General features: G+C 45.0%; 18 protein-coding genes. 10 read left to right on the top strand and 8 right to left on the bottom strand.

The genetic code is table 11. From position 1 onward, the window contains the following. The first annotated feature begins 10 nt into the window (after positions 1-10). Positions 11-127, top strand: a complete 117-nt coding sequence (locus tag QZ942_RS03440; RefSeq protein WP_292993138.1) for a sugar transferase — start codon at positions 11-13, stop codon at positions 125-127. A 23-nt stretch (positions 128-150) separates the two neighbouring features. Here the strand turns inward: QZ942_RS03440 and QZ942_RS03435 are convergent, their stop codons facing one another. Continuing rightward, positions 151-831, bottom strand: coding sequence for a dienelactone hydrolase family protein (locus tag QZ942_RS03435; protein ID WP_292993274.1), 681 nt, complete (start codon positions 829-831; stop codon positions 151-153). Positions 832-915: 84 nt separating this feature from the next. On the opposite strand from QZ942_RS03435, the gene QZ942_RS03430 reads away from it, so the two are divergent. From QZ942_RS03430 to QZ942_RS03420, 3 genes are all read left to right on the top strand, one after another. Further along, positions 916-2034, top strand: coding sequence for a transglutaminase family protein (locus QZ942_RS03430; RefSeq protein WP_292993273.1), 1119 nt, complete (start codon positions 916-918; stop codon positions 2032-2034). A 766-nt stretch (positions 2035-2800) separates the two neighbouring features. Then, the gene (locus QZ942_RS03425; RefSeq protein ID WP_292993271.1) at positions 2801-3718 is read left to right on the top strand and encodes an HDOD domain-containing protein; all 918 of its coding nucleotides are present in this window, start codon (positions 2801-2803) and stop codon (positions 3716-3718) included. A gap of 229 nt (positions 3719-3947) precedes the next feature. Beyond that, on the top strand, positions 3948-5894 hold the full coding sequence (locus tag QZ942_RS03420) for a multicopper oxidase domain-containing protein (RefSeq protein ID WP_292993270.1): 1947 nt from the start codon (positions 3948-3950) through the stop codon (positions 5892-5894). 66 nt (positions 5895-5960) lie between these two features. Here QZ942_RS03420 and QZ942_RS03415 read toward each other — a convergent pair whose 3' ends face one another. Together QZ942_RS03415 and QZ942_RS03410 are read right to left on the bottom strand one after the other, a co-directional pair. Beyond that, a complete protein-coding gene (locus tag QZ942_RS03415) occupies positions 5961-7505 on the bottom strand; it encodes a DUF262 domain-containing protein (RefSeq protein ID WP_292993269.1) in 1545 nt (514 codons plus the stop codon). Between the two features lie 39 nt (positions 7506-7544). Then, positions 7545-7925 (bottom strand): multidrug ABC transporter permease, encoded by a 381-nt coding sequence (locus QZ942_RS03410; protein WP_292993267.1) that lies wholly within the window; start codon positions 7923-7925, stop codon positions 7545-7547. Between the two features lie 212 nt (positions 7926-8137). Here QZ942_RS03410 and QZ942_RS03405 point away from each other — a divergent pair, with 212 nt between their 5' ends. The 5 genes from QZ942_RS03405 to QZ942_RS03385 all read left to right on the top strand — a co-directional run bounded on the left by QZ942_RS03405 (position 8138) and on the right by QZ942_RS03385 (position 12406). Beyond that, entirely contained in the window at positions 8138-9310 is a 1173-nt protein-coding gene (locus QZ942_RS03405; protein WP_292993265.1) for an alkaline phosphatase PhoX, read from the top strand. A gap of 167 nt (positions 9311-9477) precedes the next feature. Then, positions 9478-10425, top strand: a complete 948-nt coding sequence (locus QZ942_RS03400; RefSeq protein WP_292993263.1) for a DnaJ C-terminal domain-containing protein — start codon at positions 9478-9480, stop codon at positions 10423-10425. 3 nt (positions 10426-10428) lie between these two features. After that, on the top strand, positions 10429-10746 hold the full coding sequence (locus QZ942_RS03395) for a chaperone modulator CbpM (RefSeq protein WP_292993261.1): 318 nt from the start codon (positions 10429-10431) through the stop codon (positions 10744-10746). 43 nt (positions 10747-10789) lie between these two features. Then, the gene (trxC, locus tag QZ942_RS03390; RefSeq protein ID WP_292993259.1) at positions 10790-11221 is read left to right on the top strand and encodes a thioredoxin TrxC; all 432 of its coding nucleotides are present in this window, start codon (positions 10790-10792) and stop codon (positions 11219-11221) included. A gap of 27 nt (positions 11222-11248) precedes the next feature. Beyond that, complete coding sequence (locus tag QZ942_RS03385) at positions 11249-12406, top strand: trypsin-like peptidase domain-containing protein (RefSeq protein ID WP_292993257.1); 1158 nt, start codon at positions 11249-11251, stop codon at positions 12404-12406. A gap of 62 nt (positions 12407-12468) precedes the next feature. Here the strand turns inward: QZ942_RS03385 and QZ942_RS03380 are convergent, their stop codons facing one another. From QZ942_RS03380 to QZ942_RS03365, 4 genes are all read right to left on the bottom strand, one after another. Further along, on the bottom strand, positions 12469-12612 hold the full coding sequence (locus QZ942_RS03380; protein WP_292993256.1) for a hypothetical protein: 144 nt from the start codon (positions 12610-12612) through the stop codon (positions 12469-12471). Positions 12613-12671: 59 nt separating this feature from the next. Then, the gene (locus tag QZ942_RS03375; protein WP_292993255.1) at positions 12672-13964 is read right to left on the bottom strand and encodes a cytochrome c; all 1293 of its coding nucleotides are present in this window, start codon (positions 13962-13964) and stop codon (positions 12672-12674) included. After that, positions 13961-14680 carry a cytochrome c4 gene (locus QZ942_RS03370; RefSeq protein ID WP_292993254.1) on the bottom strand — a complete coding sequence of 240 codons (720 nt, stop codon included), beginning with the start codon at positions 14678-14680 and terminating at the stop codon, positions 13961-13963. The genes QZ942_RS03375 and QZ942_RS03370 overlap by 4 nt, the downstream gene beginning before the upstream one ends. A gap of 302 nt (positions 14681-14982) precedes the next feature. Further along, positions 14983-16542 carry an adenylyltransferase/cytidyltransferase family protein gene (locus tag QZ942_RS03365; RefSeq protein ID WP_292993253.1) on the bottom strand — a complete coding sequence of 520 codons (1560 nt, stop codon included), beginning with the start codon at positions 16540-16542 and terminating at the stop codon, positions 14983-14985. Between the two features lie 141 nt (positions 16543-16683). Between QZ942_RS03365 and QZ942_RS03360 the strand changes: the two genes are divergently transcribed. Then, positions 16684-17319 (top strand): hemolysin expression modulating protein, encoded by a 636-nt coding sequence (locus tag QZ942_RS03360; protein WP_292928353.1) that lies wholly within the window; start codon positions 16684-16686, stop codon positions 17317-17319. Positions 17320-17978: 659 nt separating this feature from the next. Here QZ942_RS03360 and QZ942_RS03355 read toward each other — a convergent pair. After that, positions 17979-20375: a TonB-dependent siderophore receptor gene (locus tag QZ942_RS03355; RefSeq protein WP_292993251.1), complete on the bottom strand. Its 2397-nt coding sequence runs from the start codon at positions 20373-20375 to the stop codon at positions 17979-17981. Positions 20376-20604 lie beyond the last annotated feature (229 nt).

Genomic DNA, 20604 nt, shown 5'->3' with positions numbered 1-20604 from the left:
GTTGGAAAAAATGAAAGCGCGTATCGAACACGATTTGTATTATCTTAAACACTGGTCTATCTGGCTCGACCTCTGGATCATCCTCAAAACCGTCTGGATCGTACTGCGTAAAGATAATGCTTACTAACTAAGGCCTATCCCGGATGAAGCTTATCCAGTTATACGCCCCATCCAGCGGCTAATATCGCCTATTTCCTGCTCACATACGCTATGCGCCATAGGGTATTCATGCCATTCGAGCGTATAATTAGCAGTAAGTAATTTCTCTCTCGAAGCAATTGCATGTGTTATGGGTATTACTGCATCATAAATGCCATGCGCCATAAATATTCGTGTTGAGGCATTTGCAACGCTGGCTTCCGTCGTAAGTGTTTCCGCAAGCGGTAAGTAGCATGACAAAGCGATAATCCCAGCAAGAGGATTGGTCTGACGCAGGCCGGCCTGCAACGCCATCGCACCGCCTTGTGAGAATCCGGCCAACAGGATATGTTTTGATGGGATACCACGCTGAATTTCCCTTTCAATCAGAGCATCAATGGCTTTTTGTGAATCACGAATACCGGATTCATCCTGGCGATTATTAAAATCAGCATGGTAAATGTCATACCAGGCACGCATGATATACCCATTATTTATACTGACCGGCCGCTCAGGCGCATGCGGAAAAACAAACCGAATCGATGTTTCAGGCAATAGTTCCAATTCATTGGCTATCGGCACAAAATCATTCCCATCGGCACCCAAGCCATGTAACCACACAACGGTATGAGTAGGACAAGGTCTCGTTTCAATTTCAACGGTAGGCAAACAATTTGCTGTTTCAGTAATCATTTAGAAGTAATAACCTGCATTGTATTGACATAAAGAATTGATAGGATAAAATTTGTGTGACTCAAAGAAACCATAAAGGAAAACATGAAGCGAAGGGATTTTATTAAATTAATTGGATCAAGTGTACTGACTTTCCCTATCTCATCCTTAATGGCCACGCAACAGCCTGTGCAATCATCGGATTTTAGTAATTGGATCAGTTATCGCCTGACTTTTCAAGTTGATCTTCCGGATAAAGGTAATTCCGCCCGCTTATGGCTTCCGCTACCTGATACCAATGATCCTGGTTTTCAATTCACACAAGGCAGCAACTGGAGCGGCAATGCTACAAAAGCTTCATTTTCTACCATCGGCACAAGCGCCTTTCCCATTTTTAAAGCAGAATGGCAAGGAAAACAGAAGAGCAATCAGCGGCATGTCACGGTCAGTTGTATTGTAAAAACTGCCAGCCATTCCTTTGATCTTGCTCTTTACCCTGCAAGCAAGAATTCTGCACTGCCCAGTAGCATCAAGAATTACCTTAACCCAACTCACCTAAAACCAACGAATGGCATTGTACGTGAAACCGCACACTCCATCATAAAGGAAAAAAATGCCGCAACGACCTTGGAACAGGCAAGAGCTATCTATGATTGGGTCATAGACAATGCACAATATGATCAAGGAACTCGTGGACGCGGGCAAGGCGATGTTAAATCCATGCTTGAGAAAAATGATCTGACCGGAAAATGCGTTGATCTAAACTCATTGTTTGTTGCGCTTGCAAAAGCAGCCAATATTCCTGCACGAAACCAATATGGCATTCGCATCAACGAATCAAAATTACACCCTTGTATCGGGCAATACGGTGACATTAGTCAATCCCAACACTGCCGGGCTGAATTCTTTCTAGCCGGCCGCGGCTGGATACCGGTTAATCCGGCCGATGTTCAACAAGTATCAAAATTAGAAAACCTGCCTCTGGATGATCCGAAGATCATTCAGTTAAGGGAAAAATTTTTTGGTACTTGGGAGATGAACTGGTTGACATTCAATCATGCTGACGACTTGTCACTAAACCCTGCGAATAGTACCGGAAAATTACCTTTCTTTATGTTCCCTCATGCAGAAATTGATGGAAAAACACTGGATAACTTGGACCCTGAGAATTTCTCGTACAAGATAACCTCAGCCGAGCTAATTGGAACCGGCGCTAAGTTTTAGTCATATTTCCAAATTCGCGATAGATAAAAGTCAGTAGCTTTGAACCCGAACCGGTTCAAAAAGATAATGAATCTGTGTTGATATAACTGGCTCTTCCAACTCAAGTAACGCCGGCAGGTTCATTTACTATGCTTTCGGAGAATCTATAGTTTGAAATAATTTTAGCGACTTTTCATACATTACTTCCGCCTTATCAAGATCACTACGTGTCTCATATAAGTTACCTAAGTTTCCGTAATTATTTGCCATGTTTTCCTTGCAACCCAGCACTTCATCAATAGCCAGCGATTATTCAACCTAAAAACCTCAGTTAAGAAATACGTTCTTATTCCAATTCTCGATAGACATGCAAATATATATGATACATAACTAACTGTAGTTAATATATTATTACGATATAATTATTGCTGTTTCTATCTGTAATTGGAATTACAGGGCAAGGTCATTTTTCTGACACACGATGTGTCAGTTTATTACAAGCTAAATGAGTCTTACGAACATCTAGCAAATTTTATCGTGCGCTTTATCAAAAAAGGTGCGCTTTCTCAGAAAAGATAACATTTCACATCTCTATTTACCCAATACACATTACGGATGCTTTCTATAATGACGCATCTTGGCACCTACTCCAGTAATTCGATATTCACTGAATCTCACCAAATATCAGAGTAGATGATTGTGCTGTGAAATACTAATTACTTGAAAATTTCTCATCGTAATATGTTGGGCCAAACCATCATTGTGACATTGATTATAGGTATCCGGCATGAGTAGAACTGTACTAAGAGAAGTGGAATTTCCACGGGAGGAACTCACTATGACTAACAGCATCATCGACTTGCAGCAATCTCTTGAGCGTATTAATACGCTGCCTGCTATGCCGGTCATTGCCCAAAAAATGCTTGCATTAGCGTTGAATACAGACGAAGGTGAAACGCAATTGCTCAAACTCATCGCGCAAGATCCGCAGATCTCTGCCAAGATCATTGGGCTGTCAAACTCTTCCCTTTTTGGAGTACCAGGTACAATATCCTCGATCAGCGATGCAGCCATGTTCTTGGGTCTGACGCAGGTGAAATCAATCGCTATCGGCATGGCCACCCTATCAGCCTTGGCTAAACCACCTGAAGGTAAATTTAAATCTACTGATTTGTGGGCTCACAGTATGGCCATTGCCACTACGATGCGTGCTATTGCCAGGCACATACCTGCACGAAACCGCCCGATGGATGATCAAATTTTCCTCTCAGGACTCTTGCATGACATTGGATATAACGTACTAAACTTTATTGCAAAAGATATCGGCGATACACTTTATGAAAGACTGAGTACTGCTTCCGGAATATCACTTTTAGAAATAGAGCACGAGCTACTTGGCACACATCATGGCGAGATCGGCGCACAACTGGCTACACATTGGGGATTACCGGTGGAAATCATTGCTGTGATACGCTATCACCATATACCCGACCACACGAATGCCGAAGTCGGCCAACCCCTGGTCAAACTTGTCAATATTGCAGAAAAAATGCTGCCGGATTTTGCGAGCGCCGAACACACGACACAATCAATTACCGAACAGGAATGTACCGATCTTGGCATAGATCCAAGCAAGGCCGATGCTATTACCGAAGAGATTGGAATCGTTGCTGAGCAGGCCAAACAGCTTGCTAGCACTGTTTGATAACACAATATAGAACAGGGTCTCTGACATTCAGCATCCATGCATTTCCAGGAAATTACGATAGCAATCAATGAACTCGCAACCCAATCAAAGTGCGATCAAGGATCTTTAGTGCTCCAGCACGATTTGACCGGAATTCTTGATTCAATCGGTACTTTCTTCCTCGGCCCAGCCATAGTAACCGGATAAATAATGGCTGGTTGATCAGCAACTCATTAGGAATAAAGAAATGAAAAAAAACACCTATCAGTTATCCACCATCCAATTAATCTTCTTTGTTTTTCTCGTCATGACGATCGCATTGACACATGCGCTTGTTCACGCTGCGCCACTGCAAATGCCTGTATCAGCCAGTTCCGGCTCCACGAAATCATTAAGCGTGCAATTGGATGTTGAATCCGCCAAGTACACACTGTTTGGCCCATCGCCGACTGCCAAGAACGGCCCCAGCGAGAATCCGGTGGTAAGTGTGCGCGGAGCAAAACTCACTCATAGCAAGCCAGCCGCCTCCCAATCTGCCAACCATTTACTGGTTGGTCCTACGTTACGCGTTCGCCCTGGAGACAAGCTAAATATTCTTTTCCGGAATAACCTCGACTATGAAAAATCTGCTGGAGATGCAAGCCATAGCACCACTAATCCGCATGGATTTGATGTCATCAATCTGCATACCCATGGATTGCACGTTTCACCGAGCAGTCCGAGCGATAATGTATTGCTGAATATTTTTCCGAAGAAAACGCCCAAAGAACCATTGAACGAATGTTATGCTGAATTCGGCAAAGAAAATTGTGTGACGGAAAAATTTGCTTATGCTTACAAAATTCCCGCCAACCACCCTTCCGGCACCTACTGGTATCATGCGCACAAACACGGTGCGGTCGCAATGCATTTGGCCAATGGCATTGCCGGCGCCTTAATCATTGAAGATCCGGTGCATGGTTTGGAAAGCTTGCCGGCAGTGCAGAAAGCACGCGAACAAATTATCCTGTTGCAGGAAGTCGCTTACGGCGGCAATTATCCGGATAACACCGGCTCAGGCACTGAAAAAGATCCCTATCGCATCGACTGCATGAGCGTATACGGCAATCAAAATGGTTGTGCATTCGGTGGACAAAAACCACCCGCCCCTGGTATTACCAATAACGAATTATCCGTCAACGGCCAGTTCCAGCCGTCGATCACCCTATCGACCAACGAGGCGCAGCTTTGGCGCGTGATTAACGGTAGCATCGGCAATGTCGTCCCAATGTGCCTGATACCCGTTAATCAGCCAAACGCTAAAGCCGCCACAGCAACACCGGCGGCGTATGTTCTTGCGGCAGACGGCGTTCCTGTGCAGAACCCCGATGCCGGAAAAAACGATCTGCCGGTACTCTTGGCCAACCCGATTGTGAAGCCAACCGATGGCGCAGGGGTATTGAACAATGAACTGCTCTTCCTGGCTGCGGGCCAAAGACTCGATTTAATGGTAAAAGCGCCATCCACACCGGGCACTTATGCTCTGTATGATGGCGTTGATCAGTCCGGCAATGCGATTCCCAGAGATCAATTATGCCAAGCATCCACCTATGCGCAGCTAACCCCGATCCTCACCGTGAATGTCGAGGTCAGCACGAGTGAAATTGCCTACAATACCGACGTACCAACGCAACAAGCACTCAACAGACTAACAGCGCCGATCACCATTACAGCTGCTGAAAGCCCCGAGTTACCTACCCAGGGTGCTGTCTTTGGTTTCACCAATAGCGAATTCGCCCCGATTGATGGTGGCGCATCGGTCATCAACGCCAGAGTTTTCAATCCCATCCGCAGCCAGCGTAATCTCGCATTGAAACAAGTCGATCTATGGTCCGCGCAAAGCGCCGCGGGAACGCATATGTTCCATATCCATATCAACTCATTTCAATTGGTTTCGCGCGGACAAGTGAAATATCCGTTCCCCATCTGGCGGGATACTTTGCTGGTCGAGACACAATCCGATAAGGAAGGGAATGCAGAAATCGGTGATATCGTGCAATTCCTGCAAAAACCACTGGACTACATCGGCTCCTTGGTCATGCACTGCCATAATGTTTTTCATGAAGACAATGGCATGATGGAGTTGGTGAATATTCTACCGTCCTCCAGCAATAGTCATAGGCCTGTGCACAAGAAGCATGCGGGAATTCACTGATCCAGTAGATATTGGAAAAACTGCTCAGGTTCGTAGGAAAACGAATTGGGGCGGCCGCTTTTCTATTTAGTTTTTATATCCTGTATTACAGTATGGATGAGATATTTGTCCATTTTCCAAGGATGCTAGACCACCATCTTGTTTTCGCTGAATGTGATCTATTGATATCGAGTTTCTATGAATTAGACCACCACAAATATTACATCTCGGAGCACTTTCTAAAGCTCCTCTTGTATAAATTGCGCTCTTTTTACCTGTTCTGAAATCCTTCTCTAGGGAAACAAATTGCTCAGGCACATTCTTAAATGTTAGATAATTAAAATCTGAGCTAGATATACTTTCATTGATGGCTTCGTCAATAGATTTGTCAGCTTTAAAAGCAAAAACAATTTTTTGAAAGAATTCTGAAATATGTTTATAACTTTTTTGAGTTGTTCTATATTTTCGATTAATTTGTTGAACTAGATAATCATATTCAAGAATAAATTTCTCGAATTTATTTCGAACATCAATAAAATCATTTATCTTTCTTTGTTTGTCTAGTTCTATTACAAAATCAACCATAGCAAAGAATGATGCTGTTTTGTGCTTCCCTTCCATAGAATAGAAATACACTGATGGATGTAAGCCAAGCGATGAAGGATGATTACTATTCAATCTATATGCAATCTTTCTAACATTCTTGAGAGCTTGTATTGTAGCTTCGCCAGTTTCGTCATCTTTATCTTGAGATCTTTCATTGCAAACAATATTTATCAGATCTAAAACCAATGGTAACGCCTGAGAAGAATAAACTTTTCCCCCCACAGGAATATCAAGAGTTTTGATAGGCGTTTGAAGCTTTGGATCAAAAAGAATTTCATTAATCTCTGCAGCTAATTTTTGAACTTCAATCTGTACGGATTCTGGAAATAATGACCAATATTTGTGACCTTTCCCACTTCTAATGATTGCACGTGCCGCGATACTATTTGGTTTTTTACGTGATTCAAGAAGTTTTAATTCAGTTTTATCAATTGGGGCAGCTTGCTGGTTTATCTTAAAAAATGAACTTTCTGCTTTTCTTGCGTCACCTTCAACCCACTGAAGTTGTATTGCCAATGCTCCCAAATTTTTAGCATGTCTAACAATTTCCGGTCCAACTTTATCAGGACGCACAAGAGCCAGTCTAAAATCTTCATAAGAACCAACAGTCTTGTTTACAAGTTTCCGTGTTTCTTGTGCAATATCTATTTGTTCATCAGGAATGATGCCGTCATAGAAAAGTTTCGAGATTCTCCCGTCCCCATAATCATCATTGACCCAAGCAGACAAAGCACTTAATCGGTGACTACCGTCGATTACGAATAAGTAGCCACCTGTGCTTCTCCATAGAATAATTGCTGGTATCAAATCACCTTCTATAAAGCTCTTTACAAGCTCACAAATCTTTTGACTGTCCCATTCATTGGTTTCTCTCTGGAAGTCTGGTTTTTTGAGATTTGAAAAGAAAAATGAATCTACTTTTATATCTTCAATTGAAATTGTTTCTTTTTTCTTGCCAGAATTAACATTCTCTTCTACCTCAAAATCTTCCCTTGCTATCAGAGCATCCAAATTAACTTTTGCCATATCAATAATCCTCTATTTCAGCTACAGTTATTTAATCACTCACGCTCTCTCTTGCTGCCTAGAAGCATAAACATACCCCCCAATCGCCCCCACAATCACCCCAAGTGGCGCTGCGATAAAGATTCCGATCATCGGTCCCTGGTCAGTGTCTTTCGATATGGCCATAGGTCCTAAAAAACCGATAACAAAAAACAACCCGCCCAGAATTAATGCGCCGCCGATGACGGCAACAATGGTGTTCGCTTTTTCACCAGAAACCAGTATCCAGGTAAACCATGCGGCCAGCGATGCACAAGCGAGTGAAAAAACCGTGCTGAGCCAGAAAGGAGAACTGGTCGTGATCGTTAAAATGGTGCTGATAAAAAACAGCACAGTCAAAAACATCAGTAGAGATACAATTGGTTTTAGTATTTGAATCATTGCAGTACGCTTTTTATATTAATAGGCATTTGTGAAAGCTCTGAATAATGCACATTCGTCATTCCGAACAAAGTGAGGAATCTTTGGCAATCAGCACGATAGATTTCTCGCTGCTTCAAAATGATAGTTTTTTAGAGATTCCTTGACAGCGCAACATTGTAAACTATCTCCCATGTATCCATCGCTTGGATTTACTACATGAGGTTTTCAATATGAATACATTTAACCCGCATCGGCGTAAATTATTGCAATACAGTTTCATGGGTTTAGGTGCTTTTTTTGGTAACGCTTTGTTGCCGTCTCCGCTGAAGGCGGCATCCTTGTCATTATCTTTGGCAGCACGCGGAGAGCTGCTACCGCCGGATCAGAATGGCGTGCGTCTGCCCGCGGGTTTTACTTCCCGCATTGTAGCTCGCTCGGGTCAAGAGTTATTTGGCTACAAATGGCATGCAGCGCCGGATGGCGGCGCTGTTTTTGCTACTGCTGATGGCGGTTGGATTTATGTTTCCAATAGCGAACTGGGCAATCAAGCGGGTGGCGTAGGGGCATTACGTTTCAATGCACAGGGAGAAGTTATAGATGCGTATTCGATTCTGAGTCAGACCAACCGCAATTGCGCCGGCGGGCATACCCCGTGGCAGACATGGCTGTCGTGCGAAGAAATTGAAAAAGGCCGGGTGTGGGAGTGCGATCCGCTTGGCCGGAAAGCAGCGCAAGTCAGAAGCGCTTTGGGTATATTTAAGCATGAAGCGGTGGCCGTGGATACGCGCAACATGCAACTGTATCTGACCGAAGATCAACCGGATGGTTGTTTATATCGCTATACCGCACGTTCATTTGATGCTGCCGGGAATCCTGATCTGAATGACGGTTTCTTGGAAGTCGCCGAAGTCGTCGAAGGCCCTATTGGCACAGTGCGTTGGCATGCACTGCCTGATCCGCTAGCAATCACGATACCGACGCGCAAACAAGTTGCCAGCAGCACCCGGTTTAATGGCGGCGAAGGTATCTGGTATCACCAGGGCATAGTCTACTTCACCACCAAAGGCGATAACCGTGTGTGGGCTTATACTGTGCAACAGCATCACCTCAGTGTCGTCTACAATGCAGCTTTATATCTACAGCCGGTATTAACCGGCGTGGATAATATCATTACCAATGCTACGGGAGATTTGTTAGTGGCTGAGGATGGCGGCGATATGCAGATTGTGGTTCTGACCGCAGGTAAGGTTCTGCCCTTGTTACAAGTAGCAGGCCATGATCGTTCGGAAATAACCGGCCCCGCTTTTAGTCCCGACGGTTCGCGTTTATATTTCAGCTCACAACGCGGCAAGACCGGGCGTGATGAGGATGGCATAACGTTTGAAATTACTGGTCCATTTTGATTGCGGTACTCTAAAGCTTTTCTCCGGCACTTGATAAATCCGTTTAGTGGTCCCATTTATCCCGGAAACTGCAACAGGTTTTGTGCGCGTAATTGAAACTTCACTATTTGGCTTAAAGCGGCAATAATGTTCATGGCGTGACTGCGTGATCAACAGGGAGAATTGATTTGGAATTCAAGGATTACTATAAGACACTTGGCGTTTCGCGCGATGCGACGGCAGAGGAAATCAAGAAAGCATACCGCCGCCTCGCGCGCAAGTATCATCCGGATGTTTCCAAGGAAACTAACGCCGAACAGAAAATGAAAGAAGTCAATGAAGCCAATGCGGTACTCTCCGACCCGGAAAAGCGCGCGGCTTATGATCAATTGGGACAGGGACGCGGATTCCAGCCAGGCAGTGATTTTCAACCGCCCCCCGGCTGGGATGCCGGTTTTGAGTTCCGTGGGCAAGGATCTAACGGTGCACAGGCTGCTGATTTCAGTGATTTCTTTGCGGAATTATTCGGCAAGCAAATGGGTGCTGGTGCCCGGCAAGCCCACCACCGGATGCGGGGCGAAGACCATCACGCAAAAATTATGCTCGATCTGGAAGATACCTATCACGGCGCCACACGCAGCCTGACACTGCGCATGCCTAAACTCGACAGTCAGGGACGCACCGTGCTCGCCGACCACATGTTGAATGTCCGAATTCCCAAGGGCGTGCATTCCGGGCAAGTGATCCGGCTTGCCGGACAGGGTGGCCCGGGACATGCCGGGGAAGCCGCCGGAGATTTGTTTCTGGAAGTCCATTTCAAACCGCACAGCAGATACCGGATTGAAAACAAGGATGTTTATGCCACGTTACCGGTCGCACCGTGGGAAGCGGCTTTGGGTGCAACAGTTAAAATACCGGTGCCGGATGGTCAGGTGGAAGTGCGAGTACCGGAAAACTCTCAATCAGGCCGCAAGCTGCGCTTGAAAGGACGCGGCATCCCTGCTGCCACACCCGGCGACCTATATCTGGTGCTGGAAGTTGTGCTACCGCCCGCTACTACACCCAAGGAACGTGAGTTTTATCAAACTATGGCGCAGGAACTTGCTTTTAATCCACGCCAGAATCTCGGAGTCTAAATCATGTCGCATGAAATCGATGCCATTTTACTTGAGGATGCCAAGCTCAATCTGGATGAACTGGCAAGAAGCTGTCAGGTCAGCCGCAAATGGATTATTGAGCGCGTTGAATGGGGCTTGTTGCTGGATGAAGACTCAATCGCTAGCGATCCTGCCACATGGATATTCGATAGCCGCAGTTTTATACGGATCAAGAGAATCATAGCGATTGAGCGGGATTTTGAAGGTAACCCGGAATTAGCCGGTTTAGTCGCCGATCTGCTCGAAGAAATTGAATTCTTACGCGCCAGGCTGAGAGCATCCGAGTTGAATGAAGATTAACAAAGCATCTGTCAGCCAAACGAATTAAACAGGAAAACTACTCATGTCTTTACATATCGTGTGTCCGCACTGTCACGCCACCAACCGCGTGCCTGCAGATCGCCTCGGTGCAACGCCCAACTGCGGGTCTTGCCATCAGGCATTATTCACCACCCAGCCGGTTGAACTGACGGAGAGTCATTTCAACCGGCATATCGCGAACAACGATATTCCGGTGCTGGTCGATTTCTGGGCACCATGGTGCGGTCCGTGCCGCATGATGGCACCTGCATTCACCAAAGCTGCCGCTTTGCTAGAACCGGGGATGCGCCTTGCTAAGGTGAACACGGAAGAAGAACAAGGCCTAGCGGCTCGTTACAACATTCGCAGTATTCCAACTTTGGCACTGTTTAAAAGTGGCCAGGAAATCGCCAGACAATCGGGCGCCATGAGCGAACAGGATCTGGTACGGTGGGCGCAAGCACACAACAAATAATGATAAATTTTGAAGGAGCAAACACCTATGCCCAATAACGGATTTCTATCCCGTTTAATCTGGACCTCACTCGCAGCCATATTGCTGGCGTTATTTTTCCATAGCTTCCTTTATCATTATTTCCCGGATATTCTTCACCCGGACTATTTCAGCGGTAAGGATAAGCAGGAAAATGCCGAGCCGCGGGTAATCCAAGCACGTGGCAATTTGGCTGAAGACGAGAAAAGCACAATTGAGTTATTTGAGAATTCACGGGACTCAGTCGTATTTATCACCACGCGTCAACGCGTGATGGACGCATGGACGCGCAATATTTTTTCTGTTCCCAGCGGCACCGGTTCAGGCTTTATCTGGGACGATAACGGACATATCATTACTAACCTTCATGTCATCAAAGGCGCCAGCGAAGCGATCGTGCGCCTGGCTGACGGGCGCGATTACAAAGCATCCCTGGTCGGCGCCAGCCCGGCGCACGACATCGCCGTGCTGCGAATCGGCATCGGCTTCCAGCGCCCCGCGCCGGTTCCGATCGGCACCAGCCACGACCTCAAAGTCGGCCAGAAAGTATTCGCCATCGGCAATCCCTTCGGTCTGGACTGGACACTGACCACCGGCATTGTTTCCGCACTGGATCGCTCACTCCCGAGCGGTGAAGGAAGTACCATCGATAATCTGATCCAAACCGATGCCGCCATCAACCCCGGTAATTCCGGTGGTCCGTTATTGGATTCCGCCGGCCGCCTGATCGGCATCAATACAGCCATTTACAGCCCCAGCGGCGCCAGTGCCGGCATTGGGTTTTCTGTGCCGGTCGATACCGTCAATCGCGTGGTTCCTCAAATCATCAGCCGCGGCAAATATATCCGTCCGGCAATGGGCATTACTGTTGATAGCAAACTCAATATCCGCCTGACTCAGCACCTGAAAGTAACTGGTGTCGTCATCTTGAGCATCAGCCCCGGATCAGCTGCTGACACTGCCGGACTTCAAGGTGCAACGATCACTCCCGAAGGTAATATCATCGCGAACGATATTATCGTGGCGCTTGAAAATAAGCCCATTGATTCCGTCGATAAGCTACTCGCTCGAATTGACAGCTATAAAGTTGGCGACACCATCAAGATCACTGTGTTACGAAGAGGTGAAAAAATTGAATTACCGGTTACGTTACAACCGGGTGAGTGATATACAATCCGAGACTCCATAAAAACAGCACGTTATTGATTCGAAGCAACTGACAAAGCAATCTATTGTTCACCAGTCAGTACAATGACTGAAAAATAATCGCGGCTGCCCGCGTGACGTGCAGCCTTGAATACATTCACAAGATCCGCTTCAGACTCGTTGACAAAGAGCGAAGCAATCTGAGCATCATCCAAGGCTTCGTTCAATCCGTCGCTGCATAGAATGCTCTGGTGTATAAGAGTTCATACTTTACTGCGCGCCATAATTAATCCCCTCCTTTACTTCGATCGACATCCACTGCTGTCACCAAACTGCTACGATTTCCCCAAGCATTCCGTATATACGACACCACCAGAGCTACTTCTTCATCATGTAAAATCTGCTGGAATGGCGGCATTCCATAAGGTCTAGGATTCCCTGTTGTTGTAGGTGGATATCCACCATTCAGCACACTACGAATAGTATTCAATGGCGAACTCATCAACACCCCTCGATTACCGGCCAGCGCCGGATAAATACCTGGGGCGCCCTCTCCATCGGCACCATGGCACGTTTGGCAATGTTTTTCGTACAGTTGTCCACCAAAATCCAGATGCCTCTTCAAGCTACCTGACATCACTGAGAAACGGACACCAGGCACTTTACCAGCTTCATCTTCCGTGAGCGCCTTTAGATAGATCGCCATACCGTTAATATCATCCTGCGACAAATATTGAAGGCTTTGTCTTATGACGGTCGCCATAGGACCTGAAGCTACGGCACGCTTTGTTATACCAGTCGCCAACAGCTCAACGATTTCTTCGATTGACCAGCCACCAATACCTGCTTCCTGATATGAGGACAAAGAAGGCGCATTCCAATTCGTACCCATTATTTTCCCACCACTCAACGTATCATCTTGACTGGCTCCGAATACATTGCGGGTTGTATGGCAAGCATTACAATGACCTAAACCCTGCACGAGATAAGCGCCGCGATTCCAAGCATCACTCTTGGATTGATCCGGTTTATAAACACCCTCTCTAAAATACATAATGCGCCAAATAGCTAACAACGGTTTGAAATTATAGGGAAAGAAAATATCGTTCGGTGGATTGGATTGTGAAACGGATGGTATAGATTGAAGATACGCAAAAATCGCATTGGCATCTTGCCGCGTGACTTTGGTGTATTCGGTATAGGGAAAAGCAGGATACAGAAGTCTTCCATCACGTGACTTGCCCTGATGGAGCGCTTGCCAAAAATCTTGTTGACTCCAAAGACCAATTCCTGTTTCTTTGTCAGAAGTAATATTGGGTGTAACGAAAATACCAAATGTAGTCGATAATTTGCGTCCGCCCGCAAACGGTTGACCACCCTTAGTCGTATGGCATCCCATGCAATTACCAACACGCGCTAAATAGGCGCCATGCTGCACGTCGACAGAGCGATCAGATTCCTCAGCAATCGCGCATGTAGCCTGCGTTATCGAAAAAAATAATAGCGATACCATGCATGCCAGAAATAAAGCATCGAATTTACAATTACTTATATTATATTTTATAGCCAAATGCCTCATTCTTTACCCCCGGCTTCCGTGATGTTTTGGCTGCAGCGATGCACTAATTCAGGTAAAAGCGTACTAACTGGTCTTGGCTCGCCTGAAACAGTCTGATTTGCTAACCATTTCGCAATCGCATTCACTTCCACATCGGTCAATTGTTTAGCAATCTCAGACATACAGCCAGGTACTTGACCTCGCATGATGCCTCCATTTCGCCATCCACCTAGCTGCGCAGCAATATAAGCTCGAGACAATCCCAGCAATCCCGGGATAGCAGGCTCTATACCCATCAAATCATCTCCATGACAAGCGCTGCATGCTGGAATATTCCTCTTTGGGTTTCCAATACGAATAAGTTGTTCTGCCTGTTCGATTTCCTCGGGTTGCATGTGAATCTGTTCTGGTGCTGGATAGGGCAACTGTAGAGAAGAAAAATATTGGGCTATTTCATATAAGTATTCATCTGACATGTTTTCCAACAGAATAGCCATCGGCTGATAATAACGCCGACCATCCCTGAAATTGCGTAACTGATTAATGAGATATCCCTGTGGCTTACCCGCTATGCGAGGGTAATAGGCATCACGCCCCGCTTTATCTTCAGCGCCATGGCAAATGGTACAAGCTCTAACGCGTTCAGCCATCGTGTCCGGTACTTTAACAGGTGTGCCGCCATAAACGGGCGACACACAAGTCATACAAAAAAATGCCAATAAAATAAAACGCATCATTTAGGATTTCCTTCTTATATAGGCAATCAAATTAATGGAGAATGATTAGCGCATCTCTGTCATTACTTTAATCAATATCTTGAAAAACTTTGCACTGACTCAGCCCGGCAATATCAGAGCGCTCAATAATGTCATTGAACGACCTGTAATTCTTACGAAAGGCAAGCGATTCAGATTAGATCTGGCTATGCTTGGTAAAAATGAAACCAAGCAAACAATAGTCTTTGTCATTCGGTTAATTTATCTGATTATAGAAACTTTCCGTGAATGATCGACACATCTACTTATCGGATACATCGCACCTACTTACTCGTTATGACCGTCTCTTTACTTCCTGCACCTTCCAGAATACGCATAACAAGATCGGATGTCGAAATACCGGGTGTATACGTGAGTTCTTGAATCATTTCTGCCAGTAATGACTCACACAGCTTATATTTATCTAAGCGCTCCTGATCGGATGCGCATGCGAAGGTATAAATGTCGAAACCATGCTGTTGCATAAATTCTTTGGTGACATTCACCGGCGTATCCGTCATTACGGCATCCACATATTTGCAAGCGGCGACGACCGCAGCACGCTCCGCTTGTTTCATGACGGGAAGTTTTCCTTTATTTCCCGCAACACGTTCATCGGAAACCACGCACACCGTCAAATGCGTACCCAATGCGCGCGCCGCCTGTAAAAAATTCACGTGGCCTTCATGAAACAAATCGGCCACCATGCGTGTATACACGCGCCGCTGCGGCTGATTTCTCGGCCAAATGGGAATTTCCCGGTTTAACCGCATCATGGCGCGTTCCATCCACTGACGGCTACGCAATGCGAGCACATCATCCGGATCCTTCAATGCGATCTGATGCGCATAACACCAGGCTTTAGCCAAATCCCCCGATAGCCAGCGCTGCACAAGCCGGTGATACGCATAACAACGCACCAGCAGGGTAAAGTTTTCCAGATTGCGTGCGGATATCACGGTATCCCAGTTGGGATTCGGCGTGCGCCAATCGCCATAAAATGCCGTCAGGATTCTTTCCGGCTGTCGCGGAAACCACACCTGGCCGTATTCTGAACTACGCTGGATCAAATCAAACTTGGGAAAAACGGACACCCGCTGATAGTCATCCGGATAACCAGGCAATGAGAAACCGCCGACTATCTGCTTCCCTCTCGCTTGCAAACCGCAGACATCCAACGTGATTCCCAGTTCCGAATGTACGTAATCACGGTAATTGGCATAGTCAATCCGCATCGGAGATCGTGCCCATCCGGCTTGTTCCAGTGCGGCACAGCAAGCACCCCAGGATTCCATTCGCACGGCGATGTCGAGATCTTTATCAAAATCCAGTAAACATCCGTTACGAACCAGCCCCAGTAAAGTACCCGCAAAAGGAAATGCCGGAATATCCAGCTTGGCTAATTCCGCGCAAGTCGTCCACAGCAACTCCTCGGCCTTTCCGGAGGCAAATAAATTCTCATCGGATTGCGATATCTTCACTTGTTCTTTTTGCGGCGGGACTTTTCCTGACTTTGCCAGCGCCATTAAGTGATTCAGCGCATAGGTAAAATGTGCATACGCTCCGGATAAATCTAATAAAATGAAACTCGCCGTACCCATTATTTGTGCCCACTGGGCCTTGTGAAAATCACTTTGCACATGCGCATAAATTTTTCCTGCGTAAACCAGAACATCGGCTGTACGGTTAGTGCGCATTGCCAGTGAACACCATAACCTCGCAACGTCCTGCGACAGCGGAAATTCGCTTTTTAATGGACCGAGAATCCCATTCGCATCATTTAGCTTGCCCGCAGTGATTAGATCCTTGGCTTTCAATAACAACTCATCCAGTTTATCGGTCATGATTGTGCATGTATTGGTTAATTCAACGAATAAGTCTTGTATTTTACCTATTTTTTAATATAATAGGAATCATTCTCATTATTATTCACTCTATTAATGAGAAGATAAGCAAGCTCAAAAAATTTATTTTGGAGGTAAAGCATGTCATTTAATAAAATACCACGCACTCACGGCTCAGGTGTTGTCATAATCGATGGCGAAGAAATCCCAGGATTGGGCTCCGGTTCAGTCGGTTCTAATGATTTTCTCTTCATCGGTTCTGATGGAGATGATTTTGATTTGATCGGCGGTTCCGGTCACGATGAACTCGAAGGCGAAGACGGTAATGATATTATCGCTGGTGGAAATGGTAATGATAAATTGGAAGGCGATGCTGGAGACGATGATCTTGATGGTCAGGATGGCACTGACATACTGGAGGGTGGTGCCGGTAATGATATATTAAGAGCGGGCTTCGGGCATGACGTACTAACTGGAGATGGAGATGCAGATCGTGCTGCTGGAGATGCAGGTCATGATACTTTTGGCTTTTATGCATCAGGAAATTTTCATGTAACCGACTTTAAAATTGATGAAGGTGACCGTTTATTCTTTGATTCAGAAACACTTGGGATCCATCATCTCGATGAGCTCTTATCGTTTATAACTGATATAGATGATAAAGGTGACGAGGGTTTTACTGTTGAATTCGTTGGAGGTGCCGCAACCATTGAGCTTGTTGGAGTCAATGTAAATTCGATTACAGCGGATATGATTGTATTCGATCTCCCGGTTTAAATGTTATTTACTTCCAGCCTTGGCTGGAAGTAAATAATTCAACTCAAATTCTGATCCCGCAAAACTCCAAATTTCCTATTCATTCAACCACGGCAAATTTGTTCTAACCCCAGAAACTAAGAAATTCGGCATTTTCGGATAACATTAAAATTATATGCTATTGATTTTAATAAGTTTCATTAGAATCTATTAGTGATTTTTCGGTGCTAACCGGAAGTCAACGTAACTTTATGTTTCTGAAAGCATTAGTAATCAGAACAAATTAACCCTGTTCATTCAACCGATCATCTTACTTACACTGATATACTCATTTGCAATAGGTCTTCTTTGCCAAAATGTGGGATTGCCTGGTGGTGTTTGATAGAAGTGTTGGTTCTTTATTATTAATCAAAGCACGAAAGTACAAAGGATTAACCCCACGAATAATGTTCAACAGAATGTTATCAAGCACTCTGCAGCAAGTTGAAGAGTATTAACTGCGCTTCTGTCGACTGGTTTTCAACCACAATCGGCCCCAAGAGACAGAGAATTTATTGGCCCGGGCCATAAAAAGATTTATTAGAATCTCCGTATTCCGGCCTTTTCTGCTATGAAAAATCGAACTGTTTAATGGCTGACTCTATAGTGAAGAAAGCATAGTGACTGGCTGAATTAACCAACTAGAAATTAGCTATCAAGGTAGCTCTTACTGCAATAGGTGAACCAGGAGCAATATTGTTATCGTTGTTCGCAGACGCAAAGTACTTCGTATTAAATAAATTTTCAATATTTAACTGACCGCGAAAACTCTTTGTAAATTGCGCAAATAATGCCGCATCCACTCGCGTAAAATCAGGCAAGATGACTGTATTTGTTAATGAAGTAAACATGTTATCTCGATGTATCACACCAAATGCTGCGCCCAAACGCGGTGTAAAATCATAGCGACTCCATACTGAAAATGTATGACGGGGAAGTTCTGCAACCTTTGTTCCCTTTTTAGCAATATCCTTTATATCACTGGTTATTTCTCCAACTTGATAAGCGTACCCACCCATTACATTCCAATTTGAAGTCAGTTGACCAGCAAGACTTACTTCAACACCCTCAGTACGCTGCCCTTTGGATAAAAAAGTTTGTCCTGCAACAACACTATTGATGACATTAGTTCGATCCAACTGATACACAGCACCCGTCAAAGCTAAATCAGGGCGTATATCCCATTTGATTCCGGCTTCCAATGTTGTAAATTTCTCTGGCTTTAGCACAGCGGTTGTAACAGTTATAGAAGAGAGCTGATCGCCCGCACGAGGAACATAAGCCTGACTATAGCTTGCATAAAAAGAAACCGGTTCAATGGGTTTATAAATTAAACCAAACCGAGGCGCAATCAAATCATCGTTGGTTTTTAAATGATCCTTTGGGCCATTCTTTTGTTGGAAATCAACCTCGAACATATCATAACGCACCCCAACAATGGCCTGAAGCTGAGGTATAAATTGAATCTGGTCTTGAATATATAGCGATGTAACATTGACGAGACTGCGATTGTATGCATCTACACTACCAATCGTATCTCTAGTCGAGAAGGTTATCGGTATATTTGTAATTGAATTACTTAAAGAAACAAATGAATTCCCATGAAAATCGCCTGTTTGACGTTTATTATGAGTTTCCTGCCGAGCGATTTCTATACCTGCCATTAATGTATGAGAAACAGATCCCGTATTTAAGGAATAGAGTAAGTTTGTTTGATTAAATACATTTTCACGGTCTGTAGCATTATTGTAGGCACCCAATTGCACTCCTAGACCTGGAGAAAAAGGCAAATTAGCAAATATGTTCTGATAAAACTTATCATAAGTTGCGTAATTCGTCCGGTTTTGCAACGTAAAACCAGAATCGAATTTATGTTCAATAAATGAATTAAACGACAACACATTAATATTTGCGTTATTTCGTCTCGGATCTCCAAAAAATTGTGATCGAGAAACATCTACAGGGCGACCATTAAACGAAGGTATCCCGCGATCAGCCGTGCGATCATCATGATACCGCTCCATGTTCGCGATTATCCTAGTCCGATGCGTCGGTTTAAGGGTTACTGTTGGGGAGATCCCCAGGCGCTCCATACTGACGCCATCACGAAAACTGCCAGCATCCTCGTACACCGCATTTAAACGAACTGCAGCGACATCATTAATCACATGCCCGACATCAGCCGTCATCCTTTTTTGATTAAAAGATCCGCCTTGGAAACTAAACTCTCGCACTGGATCCCAATTGGCTTGCTTGGTAACACGATTAACGACACCACCTGAGCCGCCACGGCCAAAAATCATCCCATTAGCACCTTTCAGCACCTCAACACGCTCAATATTATAAAGATCGCGGTAGTATTCGACGTCATCACGGATACCATCAGTAAAGAAATCACCGGTCGAACGATTACCACGAAACACGAGAGCATCTCGATTACCTTCACCCTGCGAGACGCCAACCCCGGGCACATAACGGACTGCATCGGCAATACTTCGGATTGACTGATCCTTAATCAATTCATTGGTTATAACCGAAATGGATTGCGGCACATCACGCAACAGAGTATTGGTTTTCGTTGCTGTAGTGGTACTGACGGCTGCATATCGATTGGTATTGCTAGCAGTAATCTGTATTGAAGGTAATGTCGTGACGATAGGATCTACTGAGGATGCCGGCACTTCCGTCAGTGTATAGCTATCATCCTGTTTCATCACTTGCAAACCAGAGCCAATGAGCAATTGATCCAGAGCCGATTTAATATCAAAATCACCGCTTAATCCGAACGTTACTTTTCCCTGTAATTTCACAGGATCAATAGCAAGTTTTATCCCCGCCTGTTGCGAGAACTGAATCAAAGCTTCGTATAAGAAACCAGCAGGAATATTGAAGGTGCGTAGCGCAGGTTTGGCGCTATTTAATGCTTCCGCGAAACTTGGTTTAGGCAGAAGAACAGCTGTCAGACTAAGACTGATTAGTACTGCAAAAAAATAAAAACTTCTGGTTAAACCATTGATAATCATATTATGATAGCGCAATTTTTTTGCGGTTTTTACCAAACCCTGAAACAGGAAACTGTTATTTCAACATAACAAATAAGACGGAAAAGGATCCGATGATGAAGATAGGTCTCAAAGGCAATTTGGATTAAGTTCGTCGAATAATTACACCGGTTACTCTGTTTGCAGCCAGCCATAACATCCTTGAACTCGTACAACAGAAACATATCTAGAGCTTTCTAGCGAGCCATGCTTTATTGCAGTGCAC

Source organism: Nitrosomonas sp., from assembly GCF_021731985.1.
Classification (GTDB): Bacteria; Pseudomonadota; Gammaproteobacteria; order Burkholderiales; family Nitrosomonadaceae; genus Nitrosomonas.
This window is presented reverse-complemented; position numbering and strand designations above follow the sequence as displayed.

Bases quoted from the DNA above. Each gene is read 5' to 3' on its own strand.
- QZ942_RS03440 (WP_292993138.1), top strand. From the start codon at position 11: ATGAAAGCGCGTATCGAACACGATTTGTATTATCTTAAACACTGGTCT.
- QZ942_RS03435 (WP_292993274.1), bottom strand. From the start codon at position 831: ATGATTACTGAAACAGCAAATTGTTTGCCTACCGTTGAAATTGAAACG.
- QZ942_RS03430 (WP_292993273.1), top strand. From the start codon at position 916: ATGAAGCGAAGGGATTTTATTAAATTAATTGGATCAAGTGTACTGACT.
- QZ942_RS03425 (WP_292993271.1), top strand. From the start codon at position 2,801: ATGAGTAGAACTGTACTAAGAGAAGTGGAATTTCCACGGGAGGAACTC.
- QZ942_RS03420 (WP_292993270.1), top strand. From the start codon at position 3,948: ATGAAAAAAAACACCTATCAGTTATCCACCATCCAATTAATCTTCTTT.
- QZ942_RS03415 (WP_292993269.1), bottom strand. From the start codon at position 7,505: ATGGCAAAAGTTAATTTGGATGCTCTGATAGCAAGGGAAGATTTTGAG.
- QZ942_RS03410 (WP_292993267.1), bottom strand. From the start codon at position 7,925: ATGATTCAAATACTAAAACCAATTGTATCTCTACTGATGTTTTTGACT.
- QZ942_RS03405 (WP_292993265.1), top strand. From the start codon at position 8,138: ATGAATACATTTAACCCGCATCGGCGTAAATTATTGCAATACAGTTTC.
- QZ942_RS03395 (WP_292993261.1), top strand. From the start codon at position 10,429: ATGTCGCATGAAATCGATGCCATTTTACTTGAGGATGCCAAGCTCAAT.
- trxC (WP_292993259.1), top strand. From the start codon at position 10,790: ATGTCTTTACATATCGTGTGTCCGCACTGTCACGCCACCAACCGCGTG.
- QZ942_RS03385 (WP_292993257.1), top strand. From the start codon at position 11,249: ATGCCCAATAACGGATTTCTATCCCGTTTAATCTGGACCTCACTCGCA.
- QZ942_RS03375 (WP_292993255.1), bottom strand. From the start codon at position 13,964: ATGAGGCATTTGGCTATAAAATATAATATAAGTAATTGTAAATTCGAT.
- QZ942_RS03370 (WP_292993254.1), bottom strand. From the start codon at position 14,680: ATGATGCGTTTTATTTTATTGGCATTTTTTTGTATGACTTGTGTGTCG.
- QZ942_RS03365 (WP_292993253.1), bottom strand. From the start codon at position 16,542: ATGACCGATAAACTGGATGAGTTGTTATTGAAAGCCAAGGATCTAATC.
- QZ942_RS03360 (WP_292928353.1), top strand. From the start codon at position 16,684: ATGTCATTTAATAAAATACCACGCACTCACGGCTCAGGTGTTGTCATA.